General features: G+C 64.4%; 12 protein-coding genes and 2 pseudogenes. All 14 read right to left on the reverse strand.

Annotated elements, in window-relative coordinates:
- Nucleotides 1–36: 36 nt before the first annotated feature.
- Nucleotides 37–390 (reverse strand): annotated as a pseudogene (locus VGH41_RS00005) (cell division protein FtsQ/DivIB); the annotation flags it as partial.
- Nucleotides 388–585 (reverse strand): annotated as a pseudogene (locus VGH41_RS00010) (cell division protein FtsA); the annotation flags it as partial. The pseudogenes VGH41_RS00010 and VGH41_RS00005, both read right to left, overlap by 3 nt.
- A 27-nt stretch (nucleotides 586–612) precedes the next feature.
- Nucleotides 613–1,365, reverse strand: coding sequence for a cell division protein FtsQ/DivIB (locus VGH41_RS00015; protein WP_331595249.1), 753 nt, complete (start codon nucleotides 1,363–1,365; stop codon nucleotides 613–615).
- Nucleotides 1,366–1,375: 10 nt separating this feature from the next.
- Nucleotides 1,376–2,329 carry a D-alanine--D-alanine ligase gene (locus VGH41_RS00020; RefSeq protein ID WP_331595250.1) on the reverse strand — a complete coding sequence of 318 codons (954 nt, stop codon included), beginning with the start codon at nucleotides 2,327–2,329 and terminating at the stop codon, nucleotides 1,376–1,378.
- The gene (murC, locus tag VGH41_RS00025; RefSeq protein WP_331595251.1) at nucleotides 2,326–3,732 is read right to left on the reverse strand and encodes a UDP-N-acetylmuramate--L-alanine ligase; all 1,407 of its coding nucleotides are present in this window, start codon (nucleotides 3,730–3,732) and stop codon (nucleotides 2,326–2,328) included. Before murC ends, VGH41_RS00020 begins: the two co-directional genes overlap by 4 nt.
- Nucleotides 3,729–4,850, reverse strand: coding sequence for an undecaprenyldiphospho-muramoylpentapeptide beta-N-acetylglucosaminyltransferase (murG, locus tag VGH41_RS00030; protein WP_331595252.1), 1,122 nt, complete (start codon nucleotides 4,848–4,850; stop codon nucleotides 3,729–3,731). The genes murC and murG overlap by 4 nt, the downstream gene beginning before the upstream one ends.
- Nucleotides 4,851–4,971: 121 nt before the next feature.
- Complete coding sequence (gene ftsW / locus VGH41_RS00035; protein WP_331595253.1) at nucleotides 4,972–6,234, reverse strand: putative lipid II flippase FtsW; 1,263 nt, start codon at nucleotides 6,232–6,234, stop codon at nucleotides 4,972–4,974.
- Nucleotides 6,231–7,745, reverse strand: coding sequence for a UDP-N-acetylmuramoyl-L-alanine--D-glutamate ligase (gene murD / locus VGH41_RS00040; RefSeq protein WP_331595254.1), 1,515 nt, complete (start codon nucleotides 7,743–7,745; stop codon nucleotides 6,231–6,233). The genes ftsW and murD overlap by 4 nt, the downstream gene beginning before the upstream one ends.
- A 24-nt stretch (nucleotides 7,746–7,769) precedes the next feature.
- Nucleotides 7,770–8,939 (reverse strand): phospho-N-acetylmuramoyl-pentapeptide-transferase, encoded by a 1,170-nt coding sequence (mraY, locus tag VGH41_RS00045; RefSeq protein ID WP_331595255.1) that lies wholly within the window; start codon nucleotides 8,937–8,939, stop codon nucleotides 7,770–7,772.
- Nucleotides 8,940–8,956: 17 nt separating this feature from the next.
- A complete protein-coding gene (locus tag VGH41_RS00050) occupies nucleotides 8,957–10,408 on the reverse strand; it encodes a UDP-N-acetylmuramoyl-tripeptide--D-alanyl-D-alanine ligase (RefSeq protein WP_331595256.1) in 1,452 nt (483 codons plus the stop codon).
- Nucleotides 10,405–11,949, reverse strand: a complete 1,545-nt coding sequence (locus tag VGH41_RS00055; protein WP_331595257.1) for a UDP-N-acetylmuramoyl-L-alanyl-D-glutamate--2,6-diaminopimelate ligase — start codon at nucleotides 11,947–11,949, stop codon at nucleotides 10,405–10,407. Before VGH41_RS00055 ends, VGH41_RS00050 begins: the two co-directional genes overlap by 4 nt.
- Nucleotides 11,946–13,814 carry a penicillin-binding protein 2 gene (locus VGH41_RS00060; RefSeq protein WP_331595258.1) on the reverse strand — a complete coding sequence of 623 codons (1,869 nt, stop codon included), beginning with the start codon at nucleotides 13,812–13,814 and terminating at the stop codon, nucleotides 11,946–11,948. The genes VGH41_RS00055 and VGH41_RS00060 overlap by 4 nt, the downstream gene beginning before the upstream one ends.
- Nucleotides 13,811–14,167, reverse strand: coding sequence for a cell division protein FtsL (gene ftsL, locus VGH41_RS00065; protein WP_331595259.1), 357 nt, complete (start codon nucleotides 14,165–14,167; stop codon nucleotides 13,811–13,813). The genes VGH41_RS00060 and ftsL overlap by 4 nt, the downstream gene beginning before the upstream one ends.
- A partial coding sequence (mraW, locus tag VGH41_RS00070; RefSeq protein WP_331595260.1) for a 16S rRNA (cytosine(1402)-N(4))-methyltransferase occupies nucleotides 14,164–14,604 on the reverse strand: 441 nt, incomplete at its 5' end. The genes mraW and ftsL, both read right to left, overlap by 4 nt.

A 14,604-nucleotide genomic window follows, 5' to 3' on the forward strand; every position in this document is an offset into this window, starting at 1 on the left:
TTTACTCATAGCGTGCTCATTGCGTGTGATGTCCGTTTACTTCTTGCCCTTGTCGGGTTCGCTGATAAAGCGCATGCCAGCGGCACGAATCGCGAAACCGTTCGGATAGCGCAAGTCCGCATACTCGATATCCTTTCCCCAGCGTTGCGTCACCGCGCTCCACGCCGCCGTCAGACGCTTGCTGCGATCGAGCAGCGTGTCCTGATTGCGTTCGCGGCCAAGTTCCACCTGCGTGCCGTTCGACAGCTTCACCGTCCACGCATAACGCGGCGACAGCGTGACTTCTTCGGGCGTCGCGTTTAGCGGCGCAAACCACTTCTGGAAGTCGTGATAACGCGCGACCACCTCTTTTGCCGTACCGTCCGGACCGTCGAACGCGGGCAAGTCTTCTTCGAGCGCGCGCTGAATCGACTGCACGGTGGCCTCGATGTTCACCACCACGCCTTTTTTGAGCCCCTTCGATTCGCTCTGGCCGAGGCCGATCACTTCGTAGTGACCTTCGCCTTTCAGCTCGGCGACGATGGCCACGACCTTCGACGTCCCAATGTCGAGGGCGACCAGCAGATCTTTGTAGTCTTTACTCATAGCGTGCTCATTGCGTGTGATGTCCTGTTACTTCTTGCCCTTGTCGGGTTCGGTGATAAAGCGCATCCCTGCTGCGCGAATCGCGAAACCGTTCGGATAGCGCAAGTCCGCATACTCGATATCCTTCCCCCAACGTTGCGTCACTGCCGCCCACGCCGCCGTGAGGCGCCGGCTACGATCCAACAGCGTCTGCGGGTTACGCTCGCGCCCCAGTTCAACCTGCATGCCGTTCGACAACTTCACCGTCCAGGCGTAGCGCGGCGACAGCGTCACCTCTTCTGGCGTCGCACCCAGCGGCGCAAACCACTTCGTGAAGTCGCGGTAGCGCGCAACCACTTCCTTGGCGGTGCCGTCCGGACCATCGAAGGCCGGCAAGTCCGCTTCCAGTTCGCCCTGGTTCGCCGTGAACAGATCGCCGTCCACGCTCACCAGTTGATCACTGCCCCACGTACCCAGCGGTTTGTACTCTTCCAGCGTGACAGATAACGCATTCGGCCAGACGCGCCGCACACTCGCATGACGCACCCACGGCATCTGTTCGAAGGCCTGGCGCGCCGAATCCAGATCCACGGTGAAGAAGTTGCCCTTCAGGCGCCCCACCACGCTCGCACGTACCGTCGGCGAATTGATGTGCTCCGTGTCGCCGTCAATCAGAATTTCGCGCAACGCAAAGTTCGGCCGCTGAATCAGCCAGAGACCGCCAGCCGCCAGCAGCACGAGCACCAGCAACGCATGCAGCGCGTTGGTGGCGAAATTGAGCTGGCGAACGTTGTTCCACATAACCGTTGCGTCAGTCCTTCAGCGTGAGCGCCAACACGCTCACGACCAGATCCTTGTAGCTGATGCCGACCGCGCGTGCCGCTTTCGGCGGCAGCGAGTGATCGGTCATGCCGGGTGCCGTGTTCACTTCCAGGAAATACGGATTGCCCTGTGCGTCCAGCATGAAATCGGCACGGCCCCAATCGGTGCAGCCGAGCACGTCGAACGCACGGCGCGCCAGCTTCTTCAGACGCGCTTCCTCGGCCGGGGCCACGCCGCACGGAATCAGATACTGGGTGTCGTTCGCCACGTACTTCGCGTGATAGTCGTAGAACTCGCCGGCCGGCACGATGCGGATCACCGGCAGATCCAGATCGCCCGCGATGCACGCGGTGTATTCGCCACCGCCTTCGATGCTCTTTTCCACCACCACGATCGTGTCGAACTTCGCCGCTTCTTCGAGCGCGGCGGGCAACGCCTCGGCGCTCTTCACCTTGATCACCGCCACGCTCGAGCCTTCGCTTGCGGGCTTGACGAACAGCGGCAAGCCAAGCTTCGCGACGATGTCCGCTGCGCGCGCCGCATAGTCGTCGCCGCGCAGCACCGCCTCGAACGGCGGCGTGGGCACGCCGAGCTGCTGCCACACGAGCTTGGTGCGGAACTTGTCCAGCCCTAGCGCCGAGCCGAGCACGCCGCTGCCGGTATAGCGAATTCCGTAAAAGTCGAGGGCGCCCTGAATCTGGCCGTTCTCGCCGTAACCACCGTGCAGCGCGTTGAACGCGCGCACAAAGCCCTCTTCCTTCAACGCCGCGAGCGGACGCTCGGCGGGGTCGAACGGATGGGCGTCGATGCCCGCCTCGCGCAATCCTTGCAGCACGAGCCGACCGGAATTGAGCGACACTTCGCGCTCGGCGGACTCACCGCCGAGCAGCACTGCCACCTTGCCGAATTGCTTTGCGAGTTGCGCCGTATCAATACTGCTCATTTCACACCTTCGTTTTGCGCGAGGCGAACCGGCACGCCGCCGATCGAACCCGCGCCCATCGTGATCACCACATCGCCGTCGCGCACGACTGCTGCGAGCGCGTCCGGCACCTCATCCACCGTTTCCACAAACACCGGTTCGGTCTTGCCGGCCACGCGAATCGCGCGGGCGAGTGCGCGGCCGTCCGCTGCGACGATCGGCGCTTCGCCTGCCGAATAGACTTCGGTGAGCACGAGCGCGTCGACGGTCGACAGCACCTTCACAAAATCTTCGAAACAATCGCGCGTCCGCGTGAAGCGGTGCGGCTGAAAGGCCAGCACCAGACGCCGCTCAGGGAACGCACCGCGGGCCGCTGCGATGGTCGCCGCCATTTCGACCGGATGATGACCGTAGTCATCCACCAGCGTGTACGTACCGGCTGCTTTGCCTTCGGACACGACCGGCACTTCGCCGTAGCGTTGAAAACGCCGGCCTACGCCGTTGAAATCCGCGAGTGCCCGCTGGATATCGGCATCTTTCACTTCAAGTTCAGTCGCAATTGCGATGGCGGCCAGCGCGTTCTGCACGTTGTGCGTGCCGGGCAGGTTCAGCACGATGTCGATCGGCGCCGCGTCTTCGCGCATGGCCGTGAAATGCATCTTGCCGTCGCGCGCCACCACGTTCACCGCGCGCACCTGGGCATCCGGCGCAAAACCGTAGCGGATGATCGGCTTCGACACGAACGGCAGGATCTCTTTCACGTTCGGATCGTCGACGCACAATACGGCGATGCCATAGAAAGGCAGCCGATGCGTGAACTCGATGAACGCCTGCTTGAGCCGCGCGAAATCGTGGCCGTAGGTGTCCATGTGATCGGCATCGATGTTCGTGATGACTTCGATCACCGGGAACAGGTTCAGGAACGACGCATCCGATTCGTCCGCTTCCGCGACGATAAAGTCACCCGTACCAAGACGCGCATTCGCACCGGCGCTAATCAGCCGGCCGCCGATCACGAAAGTCGGATCCAGCCCGCCCGCCGCCAGCACGCTCGCCACCAGCGAGGTGGTCGTGGTCTTGCCGTGCGTGCCGGCAATCGCGATGCCCTGCTTCAGGCGCATCAGTTCCGCGAGCATCACCGCGCGCGGCACGATCGGAATGCGGCGATGACGCGCGGCCAGCACTTCCGGGTTGTCGCTGCGCACCGCCGTCGACACCACCACGGCATTCGCACCTTCGATGTTCTCCGCGTCGTGGCCAATCGCAATGCGTGCGCCGAGCGCGGCGAGGCGATCGGTCACCGCGTTCTTGCTCAGGTCCGAGCCGCTCACCTGATAACCGAGGTTGACCAGCACCTCGGCGATGCCGCTCATTCCTGCTCCGCCGATGCCGACGAAGTGAATATGTTTGACGATGTGTTTCATTGTTGCCTTCCTTCAGTGCTCGGGCTCGGGACCACGCCAGCGACGGCGGCGCAAATCTGCGCGACCTGTTCGGTGGCATCCGGTTTCGCGAGCGAGCGCGAACGCTCCGCCATCTCCGCGAGGGTCTCGCGCGTCTGGCTGCGCAACCAGGCGGCGAGGCCGTCCGCCGAAAGGTCGCGTTGCTGCACGAGCAGCGCCGCGCCGTGGTTGGCGAGAAACGCTGCGTTAGTTGTCTGGTGATCGTCCACCGCGAACGGGAACGGTACGAAATACGCCGCCACCCCTACTGCTGCAATCTCGGCGACCGTCATTGCGCCTGAACGGCAGATCACCAGATCCGCGTTCGCGTAGGCGGTCGTCATGTCGTCGATGAACGGCACGAGCTGCACATCCGCGCCGGCTTCCAGGCCCGCTTGCGCGTAGTTCGCCTGCAGCGCGTCGATATGCTTCGCACCTGCCTGATGCACGACCCGCGGACGCTCCTGCGGATTCAGCAAGGCCAGCGCGCGCGGCACGACCTCATTGAGCGCGGCCGCCCCCAGACTGCCGCCCACCACCAGCACATTCAGCGGACCGCTGCGTTGGGCGTAGCGTGCTTTGGGTGCCAATGTGCGCGCAAGTTCCTCACGAATCGGATTACCGGTCCATTCGGCGTGTGGCAATGCATTCGGGAACGCGACCAGCACGCGCCGCGCGACTTTCGCCAGCACCTTGTTCGCAAGTCCCGCAATCGAATTCTGTTCATGCAGTACGAGTGGCGTGCCGCTCAGCGCCGTCATCAAACCAGCCGGGAACGTGATGTAGCCGCCCATGCCGAGCACGACATCCGGCTTCACGCGACGCAGCACGCTCAGGCTCTGCGCGCAGGCGCGCAGCAGATTGACCGGCAGCATCAGCTTGGTTTTCATGCCCTTGCCGCGCAGACCGCCGAACCGCACGTACTCCATTGGAATGCCGTGTTTCGGCACGAGGGTCGCTTCCATGCCGGCCGGGTTGCCGAGCCACACGACTTTCCAGCCCCACGCCTGCATCAGATGAGCGACCGCCAGCCCCGGGAACACGTGTCCCCCGGTGCCGCCGGCCATCACCATCAGTGTGCGCTGCTGCATGGGGGTCATACCTTCCCCCCACGCATCAGCATGAATGAAAAACCGTTTTGCCTCCGGCCGCTGCGCTTAACTTCGCGCGCCTTGCGCGCGAAGTTAGCCTTCGCCGAAATCGTGCGCTGCTGCGTGGGGGTCATACCTTCCCCCCACGCATCAGCACACGATTTTCATAATCCACCCGCATCAGCACGGCCACCGCCACGCAGTTCAGCAAAATGCCGGAGCCGCCGTAGCTGACGAGCGGCAGCGTGAGACCCTTGGTGGGCAGCAAACCGAGGTTCACGCCCATGTTGATGAAGGTCTGCGCGCCAAACCACAGGCCCAAACCCTTTGCGACGAGACCCGCAAACGTGCGATCCAGCGCGAGCGCCTGACGGCCGATTTCGAACGAGCGGCGCACGATCCAGTAAAACATCAGGATCACCACCAGCACGCCGACAAAACCAAGCTCCTCGCCGATCACCGCAAGGATGAAGTCGGTGTGCGCTTCCGGCAGATAGTTGAGCTTTTCCACGCTGCCGCCAAGGCCCACGCCGAACCACTCGCCGCGACCGAACGCGATCAGCGAGTGCGTCAATTGATAAGCCTTGCCCTGCGCGTAACGGTCGTCCCACGGATCGAGGTAAGCAAAAATCCGCTCTCGACGCCACGGCGACGCCCACACCAGCAAAGTGAATGTGCCCACCGCGGTGGCAACCAGGCCGCCGAACAGCTTGCCGTTCACACCGCCGAGGAACAGCACGCCCATCGCAATCGCCGCGATCACCATGAATGCGCCCATGTCCGGCTCGAGCAGCAAGAGCGCGCCCACCACGCCCACCGCGAAGGCCATCGGCAAGAAGCCCTTGGCAAAGCTGTGCATGTATTCCTGCTTGCGCACCGTGTAGTTCGCCGCGTAGATCGTCACGGCCAGCTTCATGATTTCGGACGGCTGCATGTTCGTGATGCCGAGCGGAATCCAGCGGCGCGCACCGTTCACGCCCTTTCCGACGTGCGGAATCAGCACGATCACGAGACTCACCAGCGCCACCAGAAACAGCTTCGGTGCGTACTTGTCCCATGTGGAAACCGGAACCCGGAACGCGATCACGCCGATCACCGAGCCCAACACCACGAAGATGATCTGCCGCACCAGAAACGCCCAGTCGCGATACGACGAGTACTTCGGCGAATCAGGCATGGCGATCGACGCCGAGTACACCATCACGATACCGAGGCCGAGCAGCGCGATCACCACCCACAGCAGCGAGTGGTCGTAGTCGAGCATGCGCGAGCGCAGCGGACGCACGCCGTTGACTGCGCTCGCGAGACCACTCGCGCCGCGCCCCGCGCTCACGTCGCCGACTGAACCGCGCTGCCCCGCGAGGCGCGACCCGAAGCGTTCCGACCAGCTCATATCATCGTCCCCCGTTCGGCCGCGATGTCTTCCACCGTGCTGCGAAACACCGCGGCGCGATGGGCGTAACCCCTGAACATGTCGAAGCTCGCGCAGGCCGGCGACAGCAACACCGCGTCGCCCCGTTGGGCGAGTGCTGCTGCGGCGCGCGTCGCCTCTTCGAGCGTAGCGTGCTCCGTCATGGCAATGCCGGTGTCCTCGAGCGCGGCGCGAATCAGCGGTGCGTCGCGGCCAATCAGCATCACGCCGCGGCACCAGCGCGTCACCGGCGCGGCCAGCGGGTCGAACTCCTGCCCCTTGCCGTCGCCGCCGGCGATCAGCACGACCCGTTGCGCGAGACCGTCGAGCGCCGCAACCGTCGCGCCGACATTGGTGCCCTTGCTGTCGTCCACATAGTCCACGCCTTCAATCGACGCGATCAACTCCACCCGATGCGGCTCACCACGGTATTCGCGCAAGCCGTGCAACAGCGGCGCGCCAGGCAGGTCGATCGCGCGCGCCAGCGCATAAGCCGCCAGCGCATTGGCTGCGTTGTGCAGACCGCGGATGCGCAGTGCGTCGGCCGGCATCAGGCGCTTGAGTACGACGTCCGGCGCGGCGGTGGTTTCGTTCTTGCGACGGCGCGTCGGCGTGGGTTCGTCGGTGGCGTCGCGGTCGTGCGCTTCGACCAGCCAGACGATGCCGTTATCGCGCATCAAACCGTAGTCGCCCGGCCGCGTCGGCTCGCCGACGCCGAACGTGATCACGGACGCGCCGCTCTGCGCTGCGGGCGCCAGCGCCATCACGCGTGCGTCCTCGCGATTCAGCACGCGCACCGTTTGCGCGGCGAAGATGCGGCCCTTCGCGGCAGCATAGGCATCGAGGCCGCCGTGCCAGTCGAGGTGGTCCTGCGTAATGTTGAGCACGACTGCTGCGTCCGGCGCAAACGAATGCGCGGTTTCCAGCTGGAAGCTCGACAGTTCGAGCACCCAGACGTCCGGCAGCGCGGTGTTGTCGATCGCTTCGGTGAGCTTGTCGAGTGCCGCCGGACTGATGTTGCCGGCCACCGCAACCTTCTTGCCCGCGCGTTCGCACAGCAAGCCCGTGAGGCTCGTGGTGGTGGTCTTGCCGTTGGTGCCGGTGATTGCAATCACCTTCGGCGCATAGCCGCTCTCGCCGAGCGTCTTCAGCGCTTGCGCGAAGAATTCGAGCTCGCCCCACACGGGGATCTCGTTCTCGCGCGCTTGCGTGATCAGCGGCAACAGGTCCGCGGCGAGCGGCGACAGACCGGGGCTGATCGCCACCAGTTCGACGCCTTCGAGCAGTACAGGCGAAAACGGCCCGCCGACAAACTCAGCGTCGATTCCGTGCGCTTCGAGCCCGGACAGATTCGGCGGTACTTCGCGCGTATCAGCCACGCGCAGCCGACACCCGTGCCGCGCGCACCAGCGCGCCATCGCGAGACCCGATTCACCGAGTCCCAGCACGAGCACCATCGGCTTTTGCCGATCCCGAAACTTCTCGCCAAACATCGCCTGCTTCCCTTTATTTGCTGCTTAACGCAACTTGAGCGTGGACAAACCGAACAGACACAGCATCAACGTGACGATCCAGAAACGCACGACAACTTGCGTCTCTTTCCAGCCGGACAATTCGAAGTGGTGATGCAGCGGCGCCATCTTGAACAGACGCCGGCCCTCGCCATAACGGCGCTTCGTAAATTTGAACCACGTGACCTGCAACATCACGGAGAGCGTCTCCGCCACGAAGATGCCGCCCATGATGAACAGCACGATTTCCTGACGCACGATCACCGCGACCGTGCCGAGCGCGCCGCCCAGTGCCAGCGCGCCGACGTCGCCCATGAACATCTGCGCGGGGTGCGTGTTGTACCAGAGGAACGCGAGACCGGCGCCGCCCATCGCGGAACAGAAAATCAGCAGCTCGCCGGCGCCGGCGATATGCGGAAAGAGCAGGTACTTCGAATAGACCGAGCTACCCATTACATAAGCGAACACGCCGAGCGATGCCCCCACCAGCACCACCGGCATGATCACGAGACCGTCCAGACCGTCGGTCAGATTCACCGCGTTGCTCGCGCCGACGATCACCAGATACGTCAGCACGATGAAGCCCCATACGCCGAGCGGATAGCTGATCGACTTGAAGAACGGCAGCATCAGGTCGGCGTGCGACGGCAAGCCCATCGACAGGCCGCTGCGCACCCATGCCATGAACAGATCGAACACGCGCACGTTGCTCGCTTCGGACACGCTGAAGGCGAGATACACCGCGGCGAACAGACCAATCACCGATTGCCAGAAATACTTCTCGCGCGACGACATACCGCGCGGGTCCTTATAGACCACCTTGCGGTAGTCGTCGACCCAGCCGATCACGCCGAAACCGAACGTGACGAGAATCACGATCCAGATGAAGCGATTGGTCAGATCGGCCCACAGCAGCGTCGAGACGGCGATGCCGAGCAGGATCAGCACGCCGCCCATGGTGGGCGTGCCGGATTTGACGAGATGCGTTTGCGGGCCGTCTTTACGGACGGCCTGACCGACCTTCATGGCGGTCAGCTTGCGAATTACCGCCGGCCCGCAGACGAGCCCGATCAACAGCGCGGTGATGGTCGCCGCCACCGCACGAAAAGTCAGATAACTGAACACGCGCAAGAAGCTTGCGTCATTCTGCAGCCATTGCGCCAGCGCCAGTAGCATGCTTCGGTCCTTCCAGTTCAATGTGCACCGGGCGCTGCGCCCGGTGCGATGGGTTGTGGACTCGTTACGGCGTCCACCACGCGCTCCATTTGCATGAAACGCGAGCCTTTCACGAGAAACGTGGCCGCTGCGCCGTTTCCGGCTGACTGCGCGGCCTGCAGCAGTTGAGCGACGAGCGTGGCGACCTCGTCGACGTGATGCGCGTTCGCGCCGAACGCCGTGCAGGCGTCACGCGAGGCGTCGCCCAATGCGTAGAGCGCGTCGATGCCGCGCTCCTTTGCGTATGCACCGATTTCGCGGTGAAACGCAGGACCGTTATCGCCGACTTCACCCATGTCGCCCATGACCAGCACGCGCGGTGACGCGCGAGACGCAAGCACGTCGATGGCGGCGCGCATGGAATCGGGATTGGCGTTGTAGGTGTCGTCGATCACCGTTGCGCCGGCAAGCGCGCCGAGCGCCGCGCGCTTGACCTGCAGACGTCCCTTCACGGCCCCGAACGACTCGAGTCCGCGCTTGATCGCATCCAGCGACACGCCCGCGGCGAGCGCCGCGGAGGTTGCCGCGAGCGCGTTGTGCGCGTTGTGGTCGCCGAGCACTTGCAGCGTCACCTCGACGTGGCCTTCGGGCGTGTCGATGCTCAGCAGATTGCCAGTGAAAGTGCCTTTGACCGCCGCTTCCGTGGTGCGGCCCGCCTCGCCCCGCGCAGCGAGTCCCGCTGGGGAATTGAGCGCGAAATCGACGATGCGGTTGCCGGTCGCCGCCACGCGCCAGATGCTCGCGTAGGCGTCGTCAGCGGGAAACACGGCGACGCCGTCCGGCGACAGCGCGTGAATCACGCTCGCATGTTCGAGTGCCACCGCTTCAACGGTTGCCATGAATTCCTGGTGCTCGCGCTGCGCATTGTTGACGACCGCCACCGTGGGCTCCGCGAGCTTCGCCAACACCGACGTCTCACCCGGGTGATTCATCCCCAGTTCAACCACCGCCAGCCGATGCGCGGCGGTGAGGCGGAACAGCGTCAGGGGTAAACCAATGTCGTTGTTGAAGTTGCCGGCAGTCGCAAGCCGAGCCTCCGCGCCAACGGCCGCGGCGAAGATCGACGCGATCATTTCCTTCACCGTCGTCTTGCCGTTTCTGCCCGTGACCGCCACGAGCGGCGCGTTGAAGCGGCGCCGCCAGCCGCGTGCGAGCGCGCCCAGCGCGACGCGCGTGTCGGCCACCTGCAAGGCGGGTACGGTCCAGTCGGCCGGCGCGCGCGTCAACAACGCCGCCGCGATCTTGCGTGCCGCGACGTCCGGCAAGAAGTCGTGCGCGTCGAAGCGCTCACCCTTGAGCGCGACAAACAGATCGCCCGGGCCGGCCGTGCGGCTATCGGTCGACACGCGTTCGAACATAACGCTGTCGTCGCCCAGGACGGAGGCGCCTGGAATCAGCGCGGCGGCCTCGCGCAGCGAGAACATGGTCATTCGCCACCTCCACGAGCTTGCGTTGCGCGTGCGGCAAGCGCCAGACGTGCGTGATCCTGATCGGAGAAGGCGCGCTTCTTCCCCATGATTTCCTGGGTTGCTTCGTGCCCCTTGCCCGCCAGCACGATGACGTCTTCACGCGCCGCGCTGCGGATGGCCTGCAAGATGGCGCTGGCGCGATCTTCGATGCGGCGCGCCTGCGACGCGTCTTTCATCCCGGCAGCAATCTGGTCGATGATCTTCTGCGGGTCTTCGCTGCGCGGGTTGTCGCTCGTGACGACCACGCCGTCCGCCAGCTTTTCCGCGATTGCACCCATCAACGGCCGCTTGGTCGCATCACGGTCGCCGCCGCAGCCGAACATGCAGATCAGTTCACCGCCGCGCGCCGCTGCCATCGGGCGCAGCGCCTCAAGCGTCTTCTCCAGCGCGTCGGGGGTGTGCGCGTAGTCGATCACGACGAGCGGCTCGTCGTTTTGCAAGCGGCCGCCGAGCCGCTGCATGCGGCCGTTGACGGGCTCCAGCTTCGCCAGTTCGGCGAGTGCGGCGTCGAACGGCACCTCGGCTGCGAGCAGTGCGCCCAGCACGCCCAGCAGATTGCTGACGTTGAAAGCGCCGAGCGTCTGCACTTCCACCTCGGCGTCGCTCCAGTCCGAGGTGCTCAGATGGAACGCCGTGCCGGTTGCTGTCGCCCGCACGTTCGATGCCGTCAGGAACGCGTCGGCTTGCGGCGCGTCGCTGCGCGCTTCCAGCCCGTAGGCGAGCGTGCGTGCGTGACCTTGCGTGCTGGCCAGCAGGCGGCGACCCGCTTCGTCGTCACGATTGATCACCGCGCAACGCAGTTCCGGCCACGCAAACAGACGCGCCTTCGCGGCCTCGTAAGCGTCGAAGGTGCGGTGGTAGTCGAGATGGTCCTGCGTGAGATTGGTGAACACGGCGATGTCGAAAGCCGTGCCGTTCACCCGCCCCTGATGCAGCGCATGTGACGACACTTCCATCGCGACCGCCTGCGCGCCCGCGTCGCGCAGCTGCGCGAGCGTGCGTTGCAGTTGCGGCGCGTCGGGCGTGGTGAAGCCGGTATGCACCAGTTGGCCGGGCATGCCGCTACCCAACGTGCCGATGATCGCGCAGCGCGTGCCGAGCGCCGTCAGCGCCGCCGAAATCCACTGGCTGCAAGAGGTCTTGCCGTTGGTGCCTGTCACGCCGATCACCGTCATTGCGTCGCTCGGGTCGCCATACCAGGCGCTCGCGATCGAACCTGCCAGCTCGTTTAGCAGGGGCACCGCCAGCGCCTGCTTCGGATCAGGCTTGCCGGCGAAGCCTTCGGGCTGAAACAGCACTGCGGTCGCGCCATGTTCGATGGCGTTATCGATAAACGGGCGGTTGTCGGCACCTTCGACGGCGTATGCGAGGAACACGTCGCCCGCGGCAAGCGACCGCGTGTCGGCGTGCAGATGCGCGGCGGGCTGCACATGAGCGTGCAGCCACGAGAGGGCGTCGGCGATCTGCCGGTGCGCTGGATGTTGCTTACGTAGCGCACTCATCGAACTACTCCTGGATGGCTTTTCGCGTTAGCGGAAATCGTCATTTTCCTGGCGGCGCCTCCCGTGGCGAGTTTTTTCGCCGCGGCGGGAGGCAGGGTCGGCGCAGCAGGCGCGGCCGGCGCCGAGTCGTCCTCCACCACCATCTGTTTGACCGGCATGTCCGGCGGAATGTTGAGCGAGCGCAGCGTGTCGCCGGCAATCGCCGAGAACACCGGACCCGACACCTGGCCGCCGAAGTGGCTGCCGGCCGTCGGTTCGTCCACGGACACAGCCACGACGATGCGCGGATTCGGCATCGGCGCCATGCCGACAAACGACGCGCGATACTTCGATTTGTCGTAGCCGTGCGCGCCGTGCTTATACGCGGTGCCGCTCTTGCCGCCGACGCGGTAACCCGGCACCTGGGCATCCGGCGACGTGCCGCCTGGCGCGACCACGGTTTCGAGCATCGCGCGGACCTCGCGGGCCGTGACCGGCGAGAAAATCTGCGGGCCGGTGGCCGGCAGGTCGCCTGGCGTGCGGAAAATCGTCACCGGCATGATCTGGCCGTCGTGAGCGATGGCGGTATAAGCGCGCGCCAGCTGAAACAGCGACGCCGACAAACCGTAGCCGTACGACATGGTCGCCTGCTCGATGCGGCGCCAGCTCTTCCACGGGCGCAGATGGCCCGCCGTCGCGCCAGGGAAGCCGATTTTCGGCGCCTGGCCAAGACCGATGCTGGTATACATATTCCACATCTCTTCGGGCTTGAGCGTCATCGCGATCTTGGTCGCGCCGATATTGCTCGACTTCTGGATCACACCGCCGACCGTCAGCACGCCGAACGCGCTGTCGTCGGTGATCGTCGCGCCGTCAAGAGTAAAGCGGCCCGGCCCCGTATCCACCAGTGTAGTCGGCGCCACGCGATGCAGATCGAGCGCGAGCGACACCGTGAACGGCTTCATGATCGAACCCGGTTCGAATTCGTCGGTCAGCACGCGGTTGCGCAACTGGTCGCCGGTCAGGTGCGTGCGGTCGTTCGGGTTGAAGGTCGGGTAGTTGACGAGCGCGAGCACTTCGCCCGTGCGCACGTCGATCACCATGGCGGCGCCCGCCTTGGCCTTGAACTTTTCGACTGCGGCTTTCAGGTTCGTATAGGCGATGTACTGGATCTTGCTGTCAATGGACAGATCCACGTCCTGGCCGTTGTGCGGCACGACCTGTTCATCGACATCCTCGATGATGTGCCCCATCCGGTCCTTGATGACACGGCGAATCCCGGGCATGCCCACGAGCTGCTTCTGGTCGCCGAGCTCGACGCCTTCCTGACCTTCGTCTTCGACATTGGTGAAGCCGATCAGGTGCGCCGCAATCTCACCTTCGGGATAGAACCGCTTGTATTCGTCACGCTGATAAATACCGGGAATCTCCAGCGCCGCCACTTGAGCGGCGACGTCGACCGGCACCTGACGTTTGACGTAGACAAAGTTCTTGTCTTCGGACAGCTTGGTGCGCAATTCGGTATTCGTCATGCCCAGCAGCTTGCCGAGCGCGGCCAGCTTGTCCGCGCCGAGGTCGTCCGGCACGGCTTCGGGAATCGCCCAGATGGCGCGCACCGGCAGACTCGTGGCAAGCACGAGGCCGTTGCGGTCAAGAATCTTGCCGCGTGTGGCCGGCAGTTCCAGCGTGCGCTGATAGCGGCTTTCGCCCTGCTTCTGATAGAAGGCGTTACCGGGACCCTGGATCCAGAAGGCGCGGCCGGCGAGCGCGACGAAGGCCATGAACAGCATGAACACGACGAGCTTCGAGCGCCACATGGGCAGGCGCACGGAGAGGATCGGGTTCGACGAGAAAGCGACGCTCTTGCGGCTGGACGATTTTTTCATCGCGCGCCCCCGCTGCGGGTGGCCTGCGGTGCGGAAGCGGACGCCGGCGTCGAGGTCGGCACAGGCGCGTCTTCAGCGGTGGCTGCGCCCGGCGCAAGCGTCAGGTATTGGGTGCGACCGGTGGTGCCCGACTGCATTTTCAGCGAGTCAGTGGCGATTTCTTCGATGCGCGAAGTCTTCGACAGCGCACTCTGCTGATACTGAAGCTGCGAGTAGTCCTGCTGCAACTGGCGTTCTTGCGCCTGTGCGCGCTGCAACTGGATGAAAATCTGACGCTGCTGGTTCGTCGCGTTGACGACAGACAATGCACAACCCATCACGACAATCAGCAGGAAGATGTTGAGGCGGCTCATGGCGCAATCCGCTCCGCCACGCGCATCACAGCAGAACGGGCGCGCGGGTTCGCGGCGACTTCAGCTTCGCTTGCGAACACGCGGCCAATGACTTTCAGCGGCGGGCTGGGCAGGTCGACGGCGCGGATCGGCAGGCGGCGATCCAGCGCAGGCGTACTGGCGTGCGCCTGCATGAATCGCTTGACGATCCGGTCCTCGAGCGAATGAAAGCTGATGACCACCAGCCGCCCCCCTTGCTCCAACAGCGACAACGCCGCCTCTAAAACGACTTGCAGCTCCGCAAGCTCTTGATTGATGTGAATCCGTATAGCCTGAAAGGTGCGGGTTGCCGGATCCTTGCCCTTCTCACGGGTTTTGACGACGTTAGCCACGATTTGGGCAAGCTCGCCCGTGCTGACGAGAGGCCCAAGACGGTCGGACTCTGCCCGGCGAGCAAC

Origin of the sequence: Paraburkholderia sp., from assembly GCF_036488795.1 — a bacterium.
GTDB lineage: Bacteria > Pseudomonadota > Gammaproteobacteria > Burkholderiales > Burkholderiaceae > Paraburkholderia.